22 protein-coding genes are annotated in these 20056 nt (G+C 64.9%); 10 read left to right on the top strand and 12 right to left on the bottom strand.

What is annotated here, in order from left to right:
* Nucleotides 1-56 precede the first annotated feature (56 nt).
* Genes Q9K01_RS10825 through Q9K01_RS10815 form a run of 3 tightly spaced genes read left to right on the top strand, consistent with a single transcriptional unit; the run spans nt 57 to nt 2535 of the window.
* Nucleotides 57-923: an acyl-CoA thioesterase gene (locus Q9K01_RS10825; protein ID WP_305930263.1), complete on the top strand. Its 867-nt coding sequence runs from the start codon at nt 57-59 to the stop codon at nt 921-923.
* A 14-nt stretch (nt 924-937) separates the two neighbouring features.
* Nucleotides 938-1702, top strand: a complete 765-nt coding sequence (locus Q9K01_RS10820) for an SDR family NAD(P)-dependent oxidoreductase (protein WP_305930262.1) — start codon at nt 938-940, stop codon at nt 1700-1702.
* On the top strand, nt 1699-2535 hold the full coding sequence (locus tag Q9K01_RS10815; RefSeq protein ID WP_305930261.1) for an SDR family NAD(P)-dependent oxidoreductase: 837 nt from the start codon (nt 1699-1701) through the stop codon (nt 2533-2535). The genes Q9K01_RS10820 and Q9K01_RS10815 overlap by 4 nt, the downstream gene beginning before the upstream one ends.
* A gap of 86 nt (nt 2536-2621) precedes the next feature.
* Here the strand turns inward: Q9K01_RS10815 and Q9K01_RS10810 are convergent, their stop codons facing one another.
* Nucleotides 2622-2828, bottom strand: coding sequence for a hypothetical protein (locus Q9K01_RS10810; RefSeq protein ID WP_305930260.1), 207 nt, complete (start codon nt 2826-2828; stop codon nt 2622-2624).
* A gap of 373 nt (nt 2829-3201) precedes the next feature.
* Here Q9K01_RS10810 and gntA point away from each other — a divergent pair, with 373 nt between their 5' ends.
* Both gntA and Q9K01_RS10800 read left to right on the top strand, forming a co-directional pair.
* Nucleotides 3202-3927 carry a guanitoxin biosynthesis heme-dependent pre-guanitoxin N-hydroxylase GntA gene (gene gntA / locus Q9K01_RS10805; RefSeq protein WP_305930259.1) on the top strand — a complete coding sequence of 242 codons (726 nt, stop codon included), beginning with the start codon at nt 3202-3204 and terminating at the stop codon, nt 3925-3927.
* A complete protein-coding gene (locus Q9K01_RS10800) occupies nt 3924-4520 on the top strand; it encodes an urea carboxylase-associated family protein (protein WP_305930258.1) in 597 nt (198 codons plus the stop codon). Before gntA ends, Q9K01_RS10800 begins: the two co-directional genes overlap by 4 nt.
* 13 nt (nt 4521-4533) lie before the next feature.
* Here the strand turns inward: Q9K01_RS10800 and Q9K01_RS10795 are convergent, their stop codons facing one another.
* On the bottom strand, nt 4534-5277 hold the full coding sequence (locus Q9K01_RS10795) for a Crp/Fnr family transcriptional regulator (RefSeq protein ID WP_305930257.1): 744 nt from the start codon (nt 5275-5277) through the stop codon (nt 4534-4536).
* Nucleotides 5278-5552: 275 nt separating this feature from the next.
* The gene (locus Q9K01_RS10790) at nt 5553-6485 is read right to left on the bottom strand and encodes a galactosyltransferase-related protein (protein ID WP_305930256.1); all 933 of its coding nucleotides are present in this window, start codon (nt 6483-6485) and stop codon (nt 5553-5555) included.
* A 287-nt stretch (nt 6486-6772) separates the two neighbouring features.
* On the opposite strand from Q9K01_RS10790, the gene Q9K01_RS10785 reads away from it, so the two are divergent.
* Nucleotides 6773-7681, top strand: a complete 909-nt coding sequence (locus Q9K01_RS10785) for an LOG family protein (protein ID WP_305930255.1) — start codon at nt 6773-6775, stop codon at nt 7679-7681.
* On the opposite strand, the gene thiD is transcribed toward Q9K01_RS10785, so the two are convergent.
* From thiD to glmM, 3 genes are read right to left on the bottom strand one after another with little or no spacing between them, the layout of a single operon-like run.
* Nucleotides 7678-8478, bottom strand: a complete 801-nt coding sequence (thiD, locus tag Q9K01_RS10780; protein ID WP_305930254.1) for a bifunctional hydroxymethylpyrimidine kinase/phosphomethylpyrimidine kinase — start codon at nt 8476-8478, stop codon at nt 7678-7680. The genes Q9K01_RS10785 and thiD overlap by 4 nt on opposite strands.
* Nucleotide 8479: 1 nt before the next feature.
* Nucleotides 8480-8707, bottom strand: a complete 228-nt coding sequence (locus Q9K01_RS10775; RefSeq protein ID WP_305930253.1) for a DUF1272 domain-containing protein — start codon at nt 8705-8707, stop codon at nt 8480-8482.
* Nucleotides 8707-10044: a phosphoglucosamine mutase gene (gene glmM, locus Q9K01_RS10770; protein WP_305930485.1), complete on the bottom strand. Its 1338-nt coding sequence runs from the start codon at nt 10042-10044 to the stop codon at nt 8707-8709. Before glmM ends, Q9K01_RS10775 begins: the two co-directional genes overlap by 1 nt.
* A gap of 204 nt (nt 10045-10248) precedes the next feature.
* Here glmM and Q9K01_RS10765 point away from each other — a divergent pair, with 204 nt between their 5' ends.
* The gene (locus Q9K01_RS10765; protein ID WP_305930252.1) at nt 10249-10860 is read left to right on the top strand and encodes a superoxide dismutase; all 612 of its coding nucleotides are present in this window, start codon (nt 10249-10251) and stop codon (nt 10858-10860) included.
* A 95-nt stretch (nt 10861-10955) separates the two neighbouring features.
* Here the strand turns inward: Q9K01_RS10765 and Q9K01_RS10760 are convergent, their stop codons facing one another.
* The 3 genes from Q9K01_RS10760 to Q9K01_RS10750 form a co-directional block, all read right to left on the bottom strand.
* Nucleotides 10956-12143 carry an AI-2E family transporter gene (locus Q9K01_RS10760; protein ID WP_305930251.1) on the bottom strand — a complete coding sequence of 396 codons (1188 nt, stop codon included), beginning with the start codon at nt 12141-12143 and terminating at the stop codon, nt 10956-10958.
* A gap of 99 nt (nt 12144-12242) precedes the next feature.
* The gene (locus Q9K01_RS10755) at nt 12243-12851 is read right to left on the bottom strand and encodes a sigma-70 family RNA polymerase sigma factor (protein ID WP_305930250.1); all 609 of its coding nucleotides are present in this window, start codon (nt 12849-12851) and stop codon (nt 12243-12245) included.
* On the bottom strand, nt 12851-13042 hold the full coding sequence (locus Q9K01_RS10750) for a NepR family anti-sigma factor (RefSeq protein ID WP_305930249.1): 192 nt from the start codon (nt 13040-13042) through the stop codon (nt 12851-12853). Before Q9K01_RS10750 ends, Q9K01_RS10755 begins: the two co-directional genes overlap by 1 nt.
* A 251-nt stretch (nt 13043-13293) precedes the next feature.
* On the opposite strand from Q9K01_RS10750, the gene Q9K01_RS10745 reads away from it, so the two are divergent.
* The gene (locus tag Q9K01_RS10745; RefSeq protein WP_305930248.1) at nt 13294-14952 is read left to right on the top strand and encodes a CHASE domain-containing protein; all 1659 of its coding nucleotides are present in this window, start codon (nt 13294-13296) and stop codon (nt 14950-14952) included.
* 123 nt (nt 14953-15075) lie between these two features.
* Here the strand turns inward: Q9K01_RS10745 and Q9K01_RS10740 are convergent, their stop codons facing one another.
* A complete protein-coding gene (locus tag Q9K01_RS10740) occupies nt 15076-15870 on the bottom strand; it encodes a response regulator (RefSeq protein WP_305930247.1) in 795 nt (264 codons plus the stop codon).
* A 107-nt stretch (nt 15871-15977) separates the two neighbouring features.
* On the opposite strand from Q9K01_RS10740, the gene Q9K01_RS10735 reads away from it, so the two are divergent.
* Nucleotides 15978-16757, top strand: a complete 780-nt coding sequence (locus Q9K01_RS10735; RefSeq protein WP_305930246.1) for a Crp/Fnr family transcriptional regulator — start codon at nt 15978-15980, stop codon at nt 16755-16757.
* A 328-nt stretch (nt 16758-17085) separates the two neighbouring features.
* Here Q9K01_RS10735 and Q9K01_RS10730 read toward each other — a convergent pair whose 3' ends face one another.
* A complete protein-coding gene (locus Q9K01_RS10730) occupies nt 17086-17532 on the bottom strand; it encodes a response regulator (RefSeq protein WP_305930245.1) in 447 nt (148 codons plus the stop codon).
* Nucleotides 17533-17658: 126 nt separating this feature from the next.
* On the bottom strand, nt 17659-18813 hold the full coding sequence (locus Q9K01_RS10725) for a GNAT family protein (RefSeq protein ID WP_305930244.1): 1155 nt from the start codon (nt 18811-18813) through the stop codon (nt 17659-17661).
* Nucleotides 18814-18942: 129 nt separating this feature from the next.
* Here Q9K01_RS10725 and Q9K01_RS10720 point away from each other — a divergent pair, with 129 nt between their 5' ends.
* Entirely contained in the window at nt 18943-20046 is a 1104-nt protein-coding gene (locus tag Q9K01_RS10720) for a fatty acid desaturase family protein (RefSeq protein ID WP_422785307.1), read from the top strand.
* The last annotated feature ends 10 nt before the right edge of the window (nt 20047-20056 follow it).

Here is a 20056-nt window from a genome sequence, read left to right as displayed (position 1 = left end):
AACCGGCAAGACTAATCAGGGGGCGAGCAATCGAAAATCTGGAAACGATACTGACCGTGGCGCCCGCGGGTGAAGGGCGCTGGACCGGATTGGCTGGGCCGGCGATGGGGCCGCGGCTGTTCGGCGGGCAAGCCATCGCGCAAGGTTTGATGGCGGCCTGCGCCGAAGAGGAGGGGGCGCGGCTGCCGCATTCGCTCCACGCCTATTTCCTCAAGCCGGGCTCGCGCGAGGACGCGGTCGAATATCGGGTCACGACCCTGTCGCAAGGACGCAGTTTCGCCACCCGCCGGGTCGAGGCGGTTCAGGCGGATACCGTGATCTGCGCAATGATCGCCTCGTTTCACGCGCCCGAGTCCGGTTTCTCGCATCAGGCCGAGGCGCCCTTCGCGCTCGACATCGACGCTGCGCTCGAAAATCTGGCGAGCTGGAACGCGCACAATTCCGGCGCAGCCAATTCCTCGCTGATCGAGCGGCTGCAGAAACGGCCCATCGAGATCGTGCCGCTAGATCCCGGCGCGCTGTTCGGCGCCAAACCGCGCGAGCCCCGCACCGGCGTGTGGATGCGGATGCGCGAGCCGACCGGCGCCGGACCAGCCATGCAACGGGCCTTGGTCTCGTATGCGTCCGACATGATGTTCCTGCGCAATGCGATGCTCCCGCACGCGATCCGGCCGGGCAGCGACTCGGTGCAGGCGACCTCGCTCGATCATGCCATCTGGTTTCACGAGACGCCCGATTTCGACCGCTGGCACCTGTTCGCCACCGAAAGCCCCTGGGCCGGTCACGGGCGCGGGCTGAACCGCGGGTTCTTCTTCTCGCAGGAAGGCCGGCTGGTCGCTACGGTCAGCCAGGAAAGTCTGATGCGGCCAAAGGGCGAAGCGCTCGATCGTGTCGGCAAGACGAGCCAACCAAAAACCGCTTGAGAGGAGAACGAACAATGTCCCTATTCGACCTGACCGGAAAGGTCGCGATCGTCACCGGATCGAGCCGCGGGATCGGCAAGGCCATCGCCGAGGAGCTGGCCGCGCATGGCGCGCGGGTGGTGATTTCCAGCCGCAAGCAGGACGCCTGCGAGGAAGTCGCCGCCACGATCAATGCCGAGCACGGTGCCGGGAGCGCGGTCGCCATCGCGGCTAGCATCTCGGACAAGGAACAGCTTGCCGATCTTTTCGCTCGAACCAAGGAGCAGCTCGGCCCGGTCGATATCCTCGTCTGCAATGCCGCCTCCAATCCCTATTACGGCTCGATGGACGGGATCGAGGACGAGCAGTTCCGCAAGGTGCTCGACAACAACATCCTCTCGAACCACTGGCTGATGCAGCTCGCCTTGCCGGACATGCGCGAAAAGGGCGACGGGGCGATCGTGGTGATCAGCTCGATCGGGGGCCTGCGCGGCTCGGCCACCATCGGCGCCTATAATGTCTCCAAGGCCGCCGATTTCCAGCTGGTGCGCAACTACGCGGTCGAGAACGGGCAACACGGCGTACGGATTAACGCCATCGCTCCCGGTTTGGTGAAGACCGATTTCGCGCGCGCCCTGTGGGAGAACCCCAAGGCGCTGCAGGCGACCGAGGCCGCGCTGCCGATGCGGCGGATCGGCGAGCCGCGCGATATCGCGGGCGCCGCCGTATATCTGTCCTCGCCCGCAGCCCGCTGGACAACCGGGCAGATGGTCGTGGTCGATGGCGGCGCGACGATATGAGCGCGCCAGCCAGCGAACAAGCCAGCGGGCGGCTGTCGGGCAAGGTTGGGGTCGTAACCGGAGCGGGCTCGGGCATCGGTCGCGCCAGCGCGCTCCTCTTCGCCCGCGAGGGCGCGAGACTGGTGCTGTTCGACCGGACCGAGGAGGTTTACCGCACCGTCGCTGCGGTCGAAGAGGCGGGCGGGAAAGCGATCGCCATGATCGGCGATGCCGGCGACGAGGCCGATGTTGCGGCTGCGGTCGCCCGCGCCGGCGAGACATACGGCAGGCTCGATATCTTCTTCGCCAATGCCGGGATCACCGGCGGGGTGCGCGGCGGGTTCTTCGATGCGACGCCGCAGGTCTGGGAAGAGGTTCTGCGGGTCAATCTGATCGGCCCCTTCCTGGCGATCAAGCACGCCGCGCCGGCGATCCGCGATGGCGGCGGCGGGGCGATCCTGTGCACCGCCTCGGTCGCCGGTCTGCGCTCGGGCGCGGGACCGGCGCAATATTCCGCCAGCAAGGCGGGCGTCATCAATCTGGTGCAGACTGCGGCGCAGCAGCTTGCCGGGACCGGTGTGCGCGTCAACGCCGTCTTGCCTGGGCTGACCGAGACCGGCATGACCCAACCGCTGTTCGACGGCGCGCGCGCGGCGGGCAAGGAGCACAAGATCGGCCAACTCAACCCGCTGCTGCGAGGGGGCCGGCCCGAAGAGATCGCTGAGGCGGCGCTGTTCCTGGTCAGCGATGCCGCCAGCTACGTCAACGGCCAGGCGCTGGCGGTCGACGGCGGCTTGTCGTCCTCGCATCCCACCGCGCGGCCCCCGGGAGATGCGAGCCGTCCCACCTCCTGAAGGTAAACGGAACTGGTGCTATGGCGATCTCGCTTATCTTGGATGGCTGCGCGATCACGCATTCGTTCAGCCGTGCGTGGTGCCGGTCAGCAAACCTGCCAGAACGGCGGGCCGCAATCGCTTGGCCGTGACAATCGGCACAGCAACTTCCCGTCGCACCACATTTCGGCTTGCGAAGCCTGAACGAGGCTTGCCGCCATTTCCAATGCGGCGCCGATCTCAATCGCCTCGAACTCGACGATGCCGGGTTCCCGCCTGTACCGCTCTTCGACAACAATCTTGAACTGTCGCATCGGAATTGCCCCCTACAGGCCCGATACGCAATATTGTCCAAGGCTCATCGATTCGCGACAACATATGTAAGAAGCGTCTCGATACTATCCATCAGCCTGCGATTTCCCGCGCCACGGGAAGACCGACGGAAAGATTGTTGCGCCGAGACAAAATAAATTCATGTCAATATTGGATCCGTTCGGTCGGCGGATGCGTTCAACCTGTGCACCGCGGAGGGGCTCGCTCCACCGCACAGACAACGTGAACAGTTCGAAAGTCTCGATCTATGCCAATCCGCTGGAAGCCGCCCATTGCTCCCGTCATCGTCCTGCACAGTCCGGCCATTGATACCCCTCTTCCAAGCGGCAGCGGGGCTCGCGCGAGGATCGTACAATGAGCGTCGCCGTGATGAGCGTCCCGCCAACGCGGGAGGCCGAGATGCGCGAGCGCCTCGAAGCCTTCATCGAGCGCACCGAATATCCTTGCGTCGGAGCCAAATCGACGCTGGCGCGCGGGACGTTGAAGATGCTGTTCGCCAAGAACATGGCGAGCGGCTGGGACGATCTTCGGATCCACGATGCGCTGCTCGATTGGGCGGAGCGCTATCGCGACGACCGCAGCTATCTGCGCAGCCTCGCGGTGGTGTTCGAGGGTCCGGTCGATGCCGACGAGGAGGCGTTCGAGAAGCGGCTGTGGGAGCGGCTGCAATCGCTCGCCGACAAGGACGATTGGCTCTCGCAGCCCTATGACGACAGCGTCAGCCCCGATCCGTCCGATCCGCATTTCTCGTTGAGTTTCGGCGGCGAAGCCTTCTTCGTGGTGGGCCTGCATCCCAACGCCTCGCGCCCGGCGCGGCGGTTCGCCTATCCGACGCTGGTGTTCAATCTGCACGACCAGTTCGAGCAGCTGCGCGAGCAGGGCCGCTACGAGCGGATGCGCGAGGCCATTCTCGAGCGCGACACCAAATTCGCCGGTTCGCTCAATCCGATGCTCGCCCGCCACGGTGAGACCAGCGAGGCGCGGCAATACAGCGGGCGGGCAGTCGCGCCCGACTGGACCTGCCCCTTCAGCGACAAGCGCAGCCAGTCCAAGGAAACCGGCGAGGGAGCGGGCCAGTGAACGAGCCAGTCAACCGCATCGAACCGCGCAGCGGCGTCGCGCTCGAGCTCGCCAAGGGCGAGACCCTGATCGTGAGCGATCCGGACGGCGGGCAGGTTTCGGATCTGGTCTGCTATGGCGCGGACGATGTCGGCGAGGTGATCTCCAACGGGCGGACCTTCGATTACGAGGAAACGATCGCGCTGACCGCAGGCAACCGCTTGTGGTCCAACCGCTCCAACCCGATGCTGACGATCGTCGAGGACACGGTCGGCAAGCATGATTTCCTGCTCACTCCCTGCAGCGTGGATACCTTCCGCCATTTCTATCCCGACAAGCCGGAGCATCGCGGATGTTTCGGCAATCTGCAGGCGGCCCTGGAGCCCTACGGGATCGGGCCCGATGCGATCCCCACCGCGTTCAACCTGTTCATGAACGTGCCGGTGGACGGGCGGTCCGGCGGCATCGAAGTCAAACCGCCGCTGAGCAGGCCGGGCGACCGGATCGCGATGCGCGCCGAGATGGATATGATCGTCGGGCTAACTGCCTGCTCGGCCTATGCCTCGAACGGCGGGAGCTTCAAGCCGATCGACTACGCCGTCCAGCCGGCCTGATTCACCGTCTTCTCTAGGCCCAATTGTCCTGCAGCTTGAGCGCGCCGCGGCCGTAGAGATAGCTAGCATCGAAGTGGGCATAGCCTTTGAGCGCGTCCCAATCGTCGGTGTAGAGGTCGCCGCGGCGGATCTCGCCGATCCCCAGCTCGCGCAATTTGCCGACCGCGCGGTTGGCATGGATCGCGCTGACCCCGCACATGTCGGCCAGATCGATCTGGGTGAAGGGAGTCCGCAGCGCACGCGGGATCTGGCGGCCGACCAGCTCGAGCCGCTCGTGCAGCTCGGCGTAGAGATGCGCGATCCGGCGCGGCGCATCGAGTTGTTCGAGCGTCTGGATCCATTTGCGATGGATCGCCGCATCGAGCAGCGTCGCAAACCACATCGCGCGTGCGATATGCGGACGCTCTCCCATTACCTTCCGCAAACGCTCGTGCGGGACTACGCCCAGCTTGACCGCGCCGGCGCTCACCAGCGTATGGTCGAGTTGCTTGAGCGCGAAACCGTGCAGATCGATGAAGTCGCCCGGCACATGGAGGCCGACGATGAAACGGCGCTTCTCGGTTTCGATGGTGCGGAACACGAAGCCTTCGATCAGCAGCTGGCTCTTTTCGATCGGCTCGCCGCTTTCGACCAGTCGGACGCTGTCGCTGTGCTCTTCGACCTCTCCGACCAGATCCTCGATACAGACCAGATCGTCGTGGCTGAGTTGTTCCCGGAGGCGGCCGGCAAGAAACTCTCCGGTAAGGGGAAACGTCATTTCGGTCTTTCTGCCCACCCGAGATCTTGGCGCGATTAAGCAACCGATTGCGGATAGGTCCATTGACGAATGTTAGGATTTTCGGAATTTCTTGTGAAATTCAGCAGCCTTCGCGGCGAGCTTTTCTTCGGACGCGGGCAGGATGCGCCTTTGTGCCGCGGTACGACCGAACGATCGCGGCCCGCGAGCAACCGGTCCGGAGCCAATCACCCTGGCCCTTCAGCCGACCGCGTTCGGCACCGCTGATGAACCCAGCAGCCGCCCCGATTTGCAACTTACGCGGATGCCATTCGCGGTGCCCGGGCCTCGTCGGCGGCAGCGCGTTCTTCGAGCCATTCGAGCGCCAGCGCGCTGCTGGCATAGGGCTGATCGGCTTGCAGGCGCGCTACCGCCAGTTCCGCTTCGCCCGGTTCGCGCAATTTGCGAAAGCCTGTGCGCTTGCGTTCGATCAGCCCCATCAGCCGGAACGCTCCAAGCCAGTTCTCCATCGTCGGTTCGCCCCATTTGTCCTCGAAAACCGCTGCATTGGCCAGGACGCCATCTAGACGATGCACCGGCGGGATCTGAATGTGGTGGTGCTGGTGATAGACTTTCGCTCCGCGCGCCCACCACAGCGGCACTCCCTTCTCGGCCAGGGTGCGGCCAAAATCGGCATCCTCGCCGCCATAGCCGAGATAGCGTTCGTCGAACCCGCCGAGCCTTTCAAAGATCGTCTTGGGTAGCGCGAAATTCAGCGACCAGAAGCTCCGGTAGTCGCCGCAGCGACCGACCATGCCGGGCGGCGGTCCAGCGCGTTCCGGATGTTTGACCGCCTCGCGCTCGAACCGGGCGTAGTCGATGCCCTCGTCGGTCGCGCCCTTGGGCAGGTAGCCGACTTCGCCCATCAGCACGCCGTCGTCGAGCGCGGCGGCCAACGCATAGTTCTCGATCAGGGTCGGGGAAGCGATGCAATCGGCATCGAGGAAGATCAGCAGATCGCCCGAAGCCTTGGCGGCGGCGGCGTTGCGCGCCTGCGCCCGCGAGATATTCCCGGACCCGAGTATCAGCTGCCTTGTCGGAAAGCCGGTGGCGGGAAGCTCGTAGCGCTGGTCCTGCATCACCGCGATCACCAGTTCGCCGGGCGGGCGGCGGCTGTGATTGAGGCCGCGCACCAAATTGGCCAGGAGATCCCCGCGGCCTTGCGCCAGCGTGCAGATCGAGGTTCTCATGCGACCGGCTCCTGCGACGCCATGGCGAGCCGGCTTGTCGTGCGAGCGACCGACAAAGCCAGGGGGGAGAGTAGGCACCGGAAATTCCTTCTATGTCTTCAGAAGGATAACGGCGACGGGCGGGTTGCGTCGTCAGAACAAATCTTTGTTTAGCAGCCTCGCGCGAAAGGTAGGGCTCGGCCTAAAGGAAGGGGCGAACCGACCGTAGATAAGTTTAGAGGAAAGTTTGCCCGAACCACCGGTTCAGCGCGCTTGCCGCAGCGCCGGGGTTTGCCTATCGGCAGCCAATGACCGAGACCCCTAGACCCGAAATCAGCAGGCACGCCGAGAAGCACGACCGCGCCGCTCGCAATTTCTACCCGGCCGAGGAGGAGGCGCAATTCTCCAAATCCCAGCCGCATTCCACCCCGCAGACGCTCGATCCGGCCTACGAACTGGCTTTTCAGGATCGCGATTTCCTGCTGCGCGAGGAACTGCGGCCGGTGCGATTCCAGCTGGAGCTGCTCAAGCCCGAAATGCTGCTCGACGAGGCCGGGGTGGGCTCGACGCTGGTGATGTACGGTTCGGCGCGCATCCCGCCGCCGCATTCGGTCGAGACGGCGCTCGCCGGCCTCGCCGATCTGCCCGAGCGCGACCAGCGTGTGGTGAAGAACCTCGTCGCCAAGGCGAAATATTACGACGAGGCCTACGAGCTGGCGCGGCTTGCGAGCGAAAAGGCGATCGTCGAGGACGGCAAGCGCCAGTTCGTGGTCTGCTCGGGCGGCGGACCCTCGATCATGGAAGCGGCCAACAAGGGCGCGCATGATGCCGGGGCGGACACCATCGGTCTCAACATCGTCCTGCCGCACGAGCAGGCGCCCAACAGCTACGTCACACCGCATCTGAGCTTCCAGTTCCACTATTTCGCGCTGCGCAAGATGCATTTCCTGCTGCGTGCGCGCGCGGTGGCGGTGTTTCCGGGCGGGTTCGGGACCTTCGACGAATTCTTCGAATTGCTCACCCTGATCCAGACGGGCAAGATGAAGCCCATGCCGATCCTGCTGTTCGGCAAGGAGTTCTGGACCCGCGTCATCGATTTTGAGGCGCTCGCCGACGAGGGGACGATCGGCCATAAGGACCTCGAACTGTTCCGCTGGTGCGAAACCGCGGACGAGGCCTGGGGCCACATCGCCGATTTCTACAAGTTCGAGATCTAGTCCAGCCGGCGCACGGCCTGGTGGCCGAGCGGACCATTGCCTTCGCCGAAACCGGGGGCGAGTTCGATCGCGCGATAGGTGAAGGCGCGCGCCAGGCGGATCGCAGCAGTGAGCGGCTGGCCGAAACCGAGCAGCGTCGCCAGCGCGGCCGACAGCGTGCAACCCGTGCCATGCGTATGCCGCGTCTCGATCCGTGCATGGCCGAAGCTGGCGAACTTGCCCGAGGGCGAGGCGATGTAGTCGAGCACTTCGGCGCCGTTGCCATGCCCGCCCTTGGCGAGAATCTGCACATCGTGGCGCTCGGCAAGCGCCATCGCCGCTTGCAGGATTGCTTCGGGGGTAGCGGGCTCGCTCCCTGAAAGCACTGCCAGTTCCGGCAGGTTCGGGGTCGCCAGCGTGGCGATCGCCAGCAGCCGGTCGAAGGCGGCGATGGTCTCGCCGTCGGCGAGTTCGGCGCCGCTGGTCGCGACCATCACCGGGTCGAACACCACCGGCCCGGCGAAGCCATCGAGGCGGTCGGCCACCGCATGCGCGATCGCGGGCGAACCGAGCATCCCGATCTTGATGGCATCGGCGCCGATGTCGGAGAGGCAGGATTCTATCTGCGCCAGCACCAGCTCGACGGGGAGGATTTCGACCGCCTGGACGCCGCGCGTGTTCTGCGCGGTAATCGCGGTGATTGCGGTCATGGCGTAGCCGCCCAGCAGGGCGATGGTCTTGATATCGGCCTGGATCCCGGCGCCGCCCGAGCTGTCGGAGCCGGCGATGGAAAGGACGCGTGCAGGCGGGCGGTCCATCTCAGGCGGCCCGGTGCTTGCGCTCGGTCGAGGGCGGATATCGCTCCTGCAGCGTTGTGGACCGCGTCGGGCGATCCATCAATTCGCCGCCACAATTGGGGCAGACGTCGTCGAGCTTGTCGGCGCATGCTGCACAGAAGGTGCATTCCATGCTGCATATGAAGCCGCCCGGCGCCTCCGCGGGAAGATCCGCGCCGCAGCGTTCGCAATCGGGGCGCATCTCGAGCATCAGGCGACCGCTCGCACCGCATCGCAGATGCTGTCGACGACGCGCTCGACCTGCGCGGCATCGTCGCCCTCGGCCATCACCCGGATCAGCGGCTCGGTGCCCGAAGCGCGGATGACCAGACGCCCCCTGCCGGCCAGTTCCGCCTCGCCATCGGCGATCGCTTTCCCGACGCTCTGCGCCTGCAGCGGCTCGCCGCCATCGTAGCGCACGTTCTTGAGCAATTGCGGCACCGGATCGAACAGGTGGAGCAGTTCGCTCGCCGGGCGGTTCGCGCGCACGAGGCTCGACAATACCCGCAGCGCGGCCACCGTGCCGTCGCCAGTCGTCGCATGATCGAGCAGGATCATGTGGCCCGATTGCTCGCCGCCGATATTGAAGCCGCCTTGCTTCATGCGCTCGAGCACATGGCGATCGCCGACCTTGGTCCGCTCCAGCGTCAGCCCGATGCCCGCGAGATAGCGTTCCAGCCCGAGGTTGGACATCACCGTGGCCACCACTCCGCCGCCCCGCAGCGTTCCCTTCTCCATCATCCGGGTGGCGATCAGCGCCATGATCTGATCGCCATCGACCGTGCGCCCTTTCTCGTCGATCAGAATGAGCCGGTCGGCATCGCCGTCCAGCGCGATGCCGATATCGGCGCCGGATTCGACCACCTTCGCCTTGATCGCATCGAGCGAGGTGGAACCGACCCCGTCGTTGATGTTGGTGCCGTTCGGCGTGACGCCGAGCGTGATGACTTCGGCACCCAGCTCCCAGATCGCTGAGGGCGCAACCTGATAGGCGGCGCCATGCGCGCAATCCACCACCACCTTGAGATCGTCGAAGCGGACGTCGGGACCGATCGATTGCTTGACTGCATGGATGTAGCGCCCGCGCGCGTCCTCGATCCGCCGGGCGCGGCCGATATCCTGCGGCTCGGCAAGCTGGGGCCTCTCGTCCATCAGCGCCTCGATCGCCATCTCGTCCTCGTCCGATAGCTTGAACCCGTCGGGGCCGAACAGCTTGATGCCGTTGTCTTCGTAAGGATTGTGGCTGGCCGAGATCATCACCCCCAGATCGGCGCGCATCTCGTGCGTCAGCATGGCGATCGCGGGAGTGGGCAGGGGTCCGGTCATGATCACGTCCATCCCGACGCTGGTAAAGCCAGCCACCAGCGCGCTCTCGACCATATAGCCCGACAGCCGCGTGTCCTTCCCGATCACCACCCGATTGCGATGCGTCCCGCGGCGGAAATGCGCCCCGGCGGCCTGACCGATGCACATCGCGGTCGAGGCGGTCATCTTGTCCGAATTGGTCCGTCCGCGAATTCCGTCCGTGCCGAAGAACTTGCGTGTCATCATGATCCTACCATCTGGCTCGAGGCGCGCTTCTGCCCGCTCGCCGACGATATGGAAAGGCCTCTCTCACGCGGCGTTCTGGGTGGCGCGATCGGGGGTGGGAGCGGACGAAAATTTCCTTTAGCACTCCTGCAACCCATCGCCGCGCCAAGCGTTGCCTGGGTTGAACGTATTTCACGAATTCAGAACCAGAGGGGAACACTCATGGCTTTCAAGCTCATCGACCTGCCGTATCCTGATACCGAACTCGAGCCCGCGATTTCGGCCGAGACGCTGTCCTATCACCACGGCAAGCACCATCAGGCCTATATCGACAAGACCAACAAGGCGATTGACGGCACCGACCAGGCGGACAAGCCGCTGGAAGAGGTCGTCGCCTACGCGCGCGTCAATGATCAGGGCCTGTTCAACAATGCTGCGCAGAGCTGGAACCACGGGTTCTACTGGCATTCGCTGACCGGCAAGGAATCGGCGGCATCCGGCGAACTCAAGAGCATGATCGATGCCGCTTTCGGCTCGATCGCCGAACTCAAGAGCAAGTTGGCCGAGCGTGGCGCGGGCCATTTCGCCAGCGGCTGGGTCTGGCTGGCCGAAAAGGACGGCAAGCTGTCGATCGAGGAAACCCACGATGGCGATACGCTCGCCGACCAGGGCTACAATCCGCTGCTGGTGATCGATCTGTGGGAACACGCCTATTATCTGGATCACCAGAATGCGCGCCCGAAATATCTCGACGCGGTGCTCGACGACAAGCTCAACTGGAGCTTTGCTTCGGAGAACCTTGCGCGTGGCGAATGCTGGAAATATCCCGGCTGATCGAATTTTCTTAAAGAGTATCAGGCCCGTTCCCCCGAACCCGGGGAGCGGGCCTTTTCTTTGTCCGGTTCTGGCGGTGCGGGAGAGGCGGTGTGCTACGCCGGGCCGCTGGCCCCCGCCGTCTGGTCTTCGGATTCGCCCACAAGGAGTTTCTCGGCAAACAGGGGTTCGCCGAACACGAAGCCGACCAGATTGGGGGTTCCGACATGCTCGAACAGGGCGGTCAGCGTCAGCAGCAGCGGCACCGAAAGCAGCGCTCCGGGCACACCCCATATCCAGGAAAAATAGCTCAGCGCGATCAGGATCATCACCGGGTTCATGGTGAAACGCGCACCCAGGATCGACGGCGTCACCACATTCGCCTCGATCGTGTGCAGGGCGAGGTATGCGGCGGCGGGAACGAGCCCCAGCAACACCGTGTCGGTGGTGCCGATGCCGAACAGCGCCAGCAGGCCGATCATCAATGTCGGACCGATATAGGGGATGAAATTGAGCAGCGCGGCAAGCCCGCCCCACATGATCGGCGCTTCGACACCCAGCGCCCAGGCCCCGAGGCCTACGATGACCCCGACGCAAAGATTGATCCAGCCCACCGTCAATATGTAGGCCGCCACCCGGTCCTGCACCTCGCGCAGGACGCGTGCCGCCTTGACGCTGGCCCCGAAGGAAGCGCGACCGAGGAGCAGGTGCTGGCGCAATCTTACCCGCGCTTCGACCATGAAGAAGGTCATCAGCAGCATGAGCACGATCTCGATCAGAACGCTGGGGGTCGCGAAGGCCATCTCCTGAAGCAGGCTGGGGCTGGCGATCACCACCCGCGCGCCATTGCCGCGCTCCATCAGCTCGGCCAGATCTTCATTGATCTGCGCGATCCAGCCGAACCGGTCGCGCAGTTCGGCGAAGCGCCTTCCGACCGTATCGACCATTTCGGGCAATTGCTCGAACAGGGCGAAGGCGGGCTGGAGGATCAGCGCCAGCGCCAGCATCACGATTGCCAGAAACACCAGCAGCGAGATCAGCGAGGCGAGGCCATTGGGCAGGCCCCAAATGGCCAGCTTATCGGCGAGAGGCGAGAGGATGATCGTCAGCACGACGGCCGCAGTCAGCGGCAGGAACACCACCGATCCGATCGACAGGACGAAGGGCAGGGCCAGGAACAGCCCTAGCCCGATCAGCAGCACCAGCGCGGAAATCAGCCGCAGTTCCTGTTCGGCGAAAGCCAGCCGCCGGCCCGATCGGGCCAGTGCTTCGGCGCGCTGCGGGTCGGGTCGGGGCTTGGTCATGCCGTCGCAGGATGCGCCGCGCGAGGCGAAGCGGCAAGACCCCCCGATCGAGAAAGACCCCGCGATCGAGAAAGACCAGACGTCAGATGCGGGAGCCGGTCAGCTGCGCGAAGCGGCACCGTTGCCCGCGGCAACATCGTCCAGTTCCTCAAGGATGGCACGATGCGCGATGTCGTCCTTGGTGGAGCGGCGCGGAATGTCGCCATCGACGAGCATGGCGTTGAGCGCGGCGCGGGCCCGGCCGACGCGGCTCTTGATCGTCCCCACGGCGCAACCGCAGATATTGGCGGCTTCCTCGTAGGAGAAGCCGCCGGCACCGACGAGCAACAGCGCTTCGCGCCGTTCGGGGGGCAGGGTCAGCAGCGCACGGTGCATGTCGGAAAGGTGGATCGGCTCTTCCTGGCCCGCCGGCGCGGTGAGGATGCGTTCGGCAACGTTTTCGTCGTATTCGCCGCGGAAGCGGTTGCGCCGCATATCGGTCAGATAGGCGTTGCGCAGGATCACGAAGGTCCAGGCTCGCATCGAGGTGCCGGGCTCGAAGCGCTCCTGCGCCGCCCACGCCTTGAGCAGCGCTTCCTGGACGAGATCGTCGGCCATGTCGGCACGACCGCACAATCCGCGCGCAAAGGCGCGCAGGTGCGGGACCACTTCGGTCAGTTCGCGTTTGAATGCGGCCTTTTCGCTGGCCGTCCGTTTTTCCGCCCCCATCAGTCCTTTGCGTCCAGTCTAGAGAGCAGATCCTTGAACTGATCCGGGATGTCTTCATCGACCACGGAATCGTACAATTGTCGCAAGCCGTTGGCCCATTGCGGCTGCTTCGCCCGGCCCGCTTCCCGTTTGCGCTCGACGCCGGAGGGGCCGGAACCGCGCTCCTCGAGGTCTTTTTTATCCGATGTCATGATTGATTTGGCACGTCCTTAACACAAATCGCGTCCTGCGAAGCAACGCGGCTTGTTCGATTTGTTCGATCCCATGGGTGAGCAGGGAACGAAGCCTTGTGAATTTGGTTCCCCACTCACAATCGGTTGCATATGGCCGGTTGCATATGGCCGGTTGCATAGGGCCGGGTGTTTATGGCTAACGCTTCCTACAGCCGTTCCGGTCAGGCAAGCAACTCTCGGGGGACGAAATCCTGTCGCAAAAGGCCAGCATGCTTAATTCCGGTCCGCGACGCTGGCTCGTCACCTATCCGCGGGCGATCCCGGCGGCTATTTTCCTGCTCGTTATCGCCATCACCGCGCTGAGCGTCTTCGCGATCGAGCGCGGCGAGCAGCAGCGCGAGCAGGTGATGATGAACCGGACCGCCGTCGCCATGGCCTCGGCGCTGGAGCGTCGAGCCTCTGTAAACGCCTCCTATCTGCGCGCCGGCGCAGCGCTGTTTTCCACCGTCGGACGGGTCGATATGGCCACCTTCGGCCGCTTCGTCGCGGAACTGCGGCTCGATGCGGATTATCGCGGCGCGGAAGGCTATGGCTGGGCACCGGTTGTGACCGCCGGAGAAGTGGCCGATTTCGAAGCCGATCTGGGCCGCTATCGCATCGCCGAGATGCACGTGAAGCCCACGCTGGAGGAGGAACCGCGCGACACGCTCGTGCCGATCGCTCTCATCCAGCCCGATACCGCGCGCAACCGCCGGGCGATCGGCTTCGACATGTATTCCGAACCCGTCCGGCGCGCGGCGATGGAGGAAGCCGAGCGCACCATGCGCCCGACCGCCAGCGGACGGGTGGTGCTCGTCCAGGAAGGCGCCGATCGCGCGCCCGGCTTCCTGATCTTTATGCCGGTGTTCGAGGACGGAGCCGGCGGGCGGCGGCTCAAGGGCTTCATCATGAGCCCGTTCAACGCGCAGGACTTCCTCGTCTCGGCGGCGGAACTGGTGGATCGCCACGGGCTCGGCGTGCGGCTTTACGATGGCGCGCCCGACCAGGACAATCTGCTCGGCAGTCTGGGTGCCGAAGAACTCGGCGGCGAGACGCTGAAGCAGACCGTGCGGGTCGCCAATCGCGACATGACGCTGGTCATCCAGTCCGCGGGCGAGGCCGTGCTGTCGGCGATGGCGCTGGTCACCCTGCTGTTCGGCCTCGCGGTCGCCAGCCTGCTGATGATCGTGACCCGGCTGCTGACCCAGCAGGCGCTGGAGGACCAGCGCTCGCTCAACTGGTTCGCCGAACAGAACTCGATCCGCAATTCGCTCACCCGCGAACTCAACCATCGGGTCAAGAACACGCTGGCCAACGTACTCTCGATCGTCGCGCTCACCCGCCGCCGCGCCGACGATGTCGAGGAGTTCGCCGACGGACTCGATGGCCGCATCCGCGCGCTCTCGGCCACGCATGATCTGCTGACCCAGTCGGAATGGGGCACCACTCCAATCGCCGCCGTCGTGGAGGCCGAACTGGCGCCCTATGCGCATGACGAAGCGCACCGGCTGATCTGCGACGGGCCGACGGTGGAACTCGCGCCCAACGACGCGCTGTCGTTGGGTCTGGCGCTGCACGAACTGGCCACCAACGCCACCAAATACGGCGCGCTAAGCACCGAAAGCGGGACCGTTTCGGTCACCTGGGAAATGGCTGCGGAAAAGCTCGCTCGGCTGCACTGGGTCGAGAGCGGGGGACCGCCTGTGCCGCAGCAGCGCGAACGCGGCTTCGGGACCGACCTGATCGAGAAGATCGTCGCGCACGAATTGCGCCATCCGGTCGAACTCGAATTCGCGCCCGAGGGCGTTCGCTGCACCCTGCTGGTGCCGGTCCGCGAACGCAGCGCCTTCGAGATCCGCGCCAAGCGACAGGCGCTGCGCGACGCCTGATCGCCTTGGCGCCGGTGGTGAGGCACGAGCGACGGGCAGTCTCGAAGCTCCACGCGTGCGAAACGAAAAATGGCGGCCCCGCAGGACCGCCATTCTCGTCGATACTGTCGATAGGAGAGCCGCTCAGCCGATCGGACGGCTCGACCCGAAGAACAGCGCCTGGCTGATCGCAGCGCGCACTGTCTGTTCCTGGAACGGCTTGGTGACCAGATAGGTCGGCTCGGGCCGGTCGCCGGTCAGCAGGCGTTCGGGATAGGCGGTGATGAAGATCACCGGCACGGTGTCGATCGCCAGGATATCGTCCACCGCATCGAGACCCGAGGAGCCATCGGCAAGCTGGATGTCGGCGAGGACCAGGCCGGGGGTCTTCTCGGCGACGACTTCCTGCGCCTGCGTGCGGGTGGCGGCGGTTCCGCAAATATCGTGACCCAGCGATTTGACCAGATCCTCGAGCTGCATCGAGATCAGCGGCTCGTCCTCGATGATCAGCACGCTGGTCGAGGTTTCGCGGTCGATCTCCGCGACCGCTTCCTGCACCAGCTTCTCGATCTCGTCGGGTTCGACCTCCATGATCTCCGCTGCCTGATCGACCGAGAAATCCTCGAGCGTGGTCAGCAGCAGCGCCTGGCGGTTCATCGGCGTGATCGCCTTGAGCCTCCCGCTGGCCGCCTGCTCGTGCGCGCCGGACTCGCTGGCCGGTTCGGGGGTCTCGAGATAGGCGCTCGCCCAGACCTTGTTGAAGGCGCGATAAAGAGGGACGCGACCGCCATCGAGCGAACGCTTGAGGTCTTCGTCGGCCAGCGCCGCTTCGAGCGTGGCCCGGACGAAGGCATCGCCCGTCGCCTGAGAGCCCGTCAGGGCGCGCGCATATCGGCGCAAATACGGCAAATTCTTCGCAATCTGATCACCAAGCGACATAGAGTCCCCTTCCAAGGTTAGCGCGCCTAGAACGCAGCCCAATTGGGATGGTTCCGCATGCTTGGCGACCATCCCCAGGCGAATTGACAATTCTCAGACCGCCGCCAATGGTCGATAGGACAAGCGGGGGCAATGCGCGAATGATCGCAGTCGACAATCCGATACCCTGCCGCGCCTGTCCCCTGCAGGATTGCGCCGGTCTGCGACCGCTCGAGCCGCGGCAACTGGACTACATGCAGGGATTCAAGCAGGGCGAGGTGAGGGTCGAGCGGCTCGAGACCGTGGTCCGGCAGGGCGAAACGCGCCGCAGACTCTACACAGTGCTCGAAGGGGTGCTGATGCGCTATCGCGAACTGGACGACGGCCGCCGCCAGATCGTCAATTTCATGTTTGCCGGCGATCTGATCGGTTTGCAGGGCGCATTCGAGGAGCCGTCTAGCCATTCGGTCGCGGCGCTGCTTCCCGCGCGGCTGTGCCTCTTCGAGCAGAGCGAATTCTCCGCACTGATCGGCCGCCATCCGGGGCTGGGCTACGATCTGACCTGGCTGGCAGCGAAAGAAGAGACCGCGCTCGAAGAGCATATGGTCGCGGTGGGCCGGCGCTCGGCGAAGGAACGCATCACCTATCTCGCGGTCTGGTTGCTCGACCGTGCGCTCGGGGTCGGAATGGCCGATGCGGACAACCGGCTGGCGCTGCCGCTCAATCAGACGCAGATCGCCGACATGCTCGGGCTGTCGCTGGTTCACACCAATAGGAAGATCAAAGCTCTGGCGCGCGAAGGTCTGGTCGAATGGAACCCGGGCGAAATCAGCGTGCCCGATCTCGATGCGGCCAGCGACTACGCGCGCTACGACCGAAAAAGCGGTCAGCGCCGACCGTTCATCTAGCCGCGATCCGGTGTGGGTGGCGGCCGGGTGCGACCGTGAGGGGGCGCCTTATACCAGGCCGGATACGGAACTCTCGCGGCTTGGGGGAAGATACGAAAAATAATTTTCGCGCCCGCCGGGAACCCACTTCCAGTCCGACCATTTCTCTAATGTCACCGCCGAGACCCCCCCTCCCGTCCAAGCGGCTGGTGACACGATCCCGAGGCCTTCGTTCCCCCAAAGGAGCGGAGGCCTTTTTTTGATGCGATCTTGGCGCAGCCTCGGCCGGGCGAACGGTTGCCGTCCGCGTTGCTCGGTCGCCTCGCTTATCCAGCAATGAGGCGGGCGATCAGGTGAGCGCACCCCTCAACCGCGAGATGATCCCGCGCCGTCTGGGCTCGCGCAGGACATCGACCAGCGTCTCGGGATCGTAGGGCTTTTCCAGCACGCAGCCGAGTTCGGCGATATCCTGCGGGATATCGCGCGGAGCGCCGGTGGAGAACACGATCCGCGGACTGTTGGGGCCCAGCGAGCGCACCAGCTCGGCGATGGTCCAGCCATCGTCGCGATCGGCCAGATGCACATCGAGCACGATCGCGTCGGGCTGCTTCTCGCGCAGGGCGACCAGCGCCATTTCGGTCGTGGAACACATTTCGATATCGTGGATACCCGCGTCGCGCAGCGTCATCTCGATCGTGACCGCGAGGATGGCATCGTCTTCGACGATCAGGACGCGGTCCGGCAAAACGCCCTCGGCGTGGGAGATACAATTTCCGCTCGTGTCGGTGTGCTTCATCGGGCCCCAACCTTCCGGGCAAAAACGCGCGGATTGTGATGAAAAGCGAGCCGAGCGGACCATGGTTCCCCAGCGGCATCTTTTCGGCGCCGGCGTGGCGCGCGGGTCACAATCGGCGGGCCCGGGTCATAGCGGTTTCTGGAACACCGCATATTCGCGATTGACGGTTGCGCCGATCGTCTCGGCGATCGCGACCATTCCCTTGTTGTCGTCGAGCACCCAGCCGATCTCGCCGCGCTCCGAATTCCATATCTCCGCCGCGTTGTGGCGGATCTGGCTGATCATCATGAAGGCGAGCTGGCTTGCGAGGCGCGAATTGTGCAACTCCTTGCGCACGCCCATCAGGGGCACCCGCATCCCGGCACCCTTAGGATTGCGGGCCCAGCGCAGCAGCCGCAGCCAGCCGAAGGGGAGGAGCTTGCCGCCGGTCTTGCGCAGCACATCGTTCACATCGGGGAAGGTCAGCATGAAGGCAGCCGGCTTGCCGTCCAGCTCGGCGATCATGTTGATCTCCTCGTGGATCAGCGGGCGCAGCTTCTTGCCGGCATAGGCGGTCTCGCGGTCGGTGAAGGGTACGAAGCCCCAATTGTCCGACCACGCGTCGTTGAGGATCTCCAGCACGATCCGGACCTCGCGATCCCACTGCGCCTTGTCGACATAGCGAACCTTGATCCGCTCATTACGTTCGCCCGAAGCGACGATACGCCGGATCAGCGGGGGAAACTCCTCCTTTACCGGCAGTTCGTAAGTGCGCAGCAGCTTGGCCACGGTGTAGCCCGCGCTCTCGATCCAGCCGCGATAATGCGCGGGGTGATGCCCCATCATGATCATCGGTGAATGATCGTGGCCCGCCACCAGCAGTCCGGGCTCCTCCCATACCGACATCGAGATCGGCCCCAGAACCCTGGTCATACCCTCCTGGCGCAGCCACTCTTCGGCCTTGGCCAGCAGGGCGTGCGCCGCCTGCTCGTCCTCGGCGTCGAAATAGCCGAACATGCCGGCGCCGGGTCCCATCCCCTGCTCAGGCGGCAGTTCGAGCGCGAGCTCGTCGATATGTGCCGAGATCCGCCCGATCGGAGCGCCGTCGCGTTCGGCGACGAACAGCTGGGCGCGGGCATGGCCGAAAAACGGGTTGCGCGCCGGATCGATCAACTCGAGCTGTTCGGAGCGCAATTGCGGCACGCTGTGCGGAACATCGCGGGCGAAGCGGCGTCCCAGATCGACGAATTCGGCGCGTCCGCGCTTGCCCGAGACCGGGCGGATGCCTATTTCACCTGTCACAACGCCGAGAACCCTCGTTCAGCCTGCGTTTGCCCCTGCGGTGGCAGACGAGCACTTGTCAAGCGAACCCGCGCGCCCCTGTTTCGTGCGGTCGAAATGCGGTAAGCTGCCGCTCCGGATAGGCCGATTATGACCATGCAACAGACCCTCGAAGCCGACATCGGCCAGGCCGACATCGGCGCAACCGCACCAGCGGCGCAGCGGGTGCGCGTGCCGATCGCCGACGACAAGACGATGCTGCGCGCGGCGCGCGATCTGACCAAGGATATCGCCGAGGCGCGACCCGCGATCTACTGGAGCGACATGCTGCTTTCGGCCGGCGTCGGCTATGCCGCGCTGGCGGGGGCGATCATGGCCGGCAGCCCGCTTGTGGCGGTTGCGCTCGCGCTGCTGGCCGCTCTGGCGCTGTATCGCGCGCTGCTGTTCATCCACGAATTGTCGCATATTCACCGCGATGCGCTGCCCGGCTTCCGCACCGCCTGGAACCTGCTGGTCGGGATCCCGCTGCTGACACCCTCCTTCATGTATGAAGGCGTCCACACCCTGCACCACAAACGCACCCAGTACGGTACCGTCGAGGATCCCGAATATCTCCCGCTGGCGCTGATGAAGCCGTGGTCGCTGCCGCTGTTCGTGCTGATCGCGCTGCTGGCGCCGGTGGCACTGCTGTTCCGTTTCGCGGTGCTGGTGCCTCTGGGGGCGCTGGTGCCGGCGATCCGCCGACTCACCTGGCAGCGCTTCTCCGCGCTCTCGATCAACCCGCGGTTCCGCCGCCGTCCGCCCGAGGGCGAACTGCGCCCGCGGGTGCTGCGCCAGGAAGCGGGCGGTTTCCTGTGGTCGTGGCTGCTGATCGGCAGCGTCTTCGCGCTGGGCTGGCGGCCGCTGCTGATCGCGCTGGCGGTGGTCTCTGTCACCGCAGTGCTCAATCAGCTGCGCACTCTGGTCGCGCATCTGTGGGAGAACGAGGGCGAACCGATGACGGTTACCGCGCAATTCCTGGATTCCGTCAATGTCCCGCCGCCGGGTGCGATCGCCGAAATCTGGGCGCCGGTGGGCCTGCGTTATCACGCGTTGCATCACCTGATGCCCTCGATGCCCTATCACTCGCTGCCGGAGGCGCATCGCCGCCTGCGCGACAATCTGGGCGAGGGCTCGACCTATGACGGCGCCAACCACAAGGGGATGGCGGTGCTGGTCGGGCGGATCGCGCGCAGCACGATGCGCCCGCGCTGAGGCAAGGTCC

The organism is Qipengyuania benthica, assembly GCF_030717865.1.
GTDB classification, from domain to species: domain Bacteria; phylum Pseudomonadota; class Alphaproteobacteria; order Sphingomonadales; family Sphingomonadaceae; genus Qipengyuania; species Qipengyuania benthica.
Note: the sequence above shows the minus strand (reverse complement) of the source record. Positions and strands in the feature narration are given on the sequence as shown.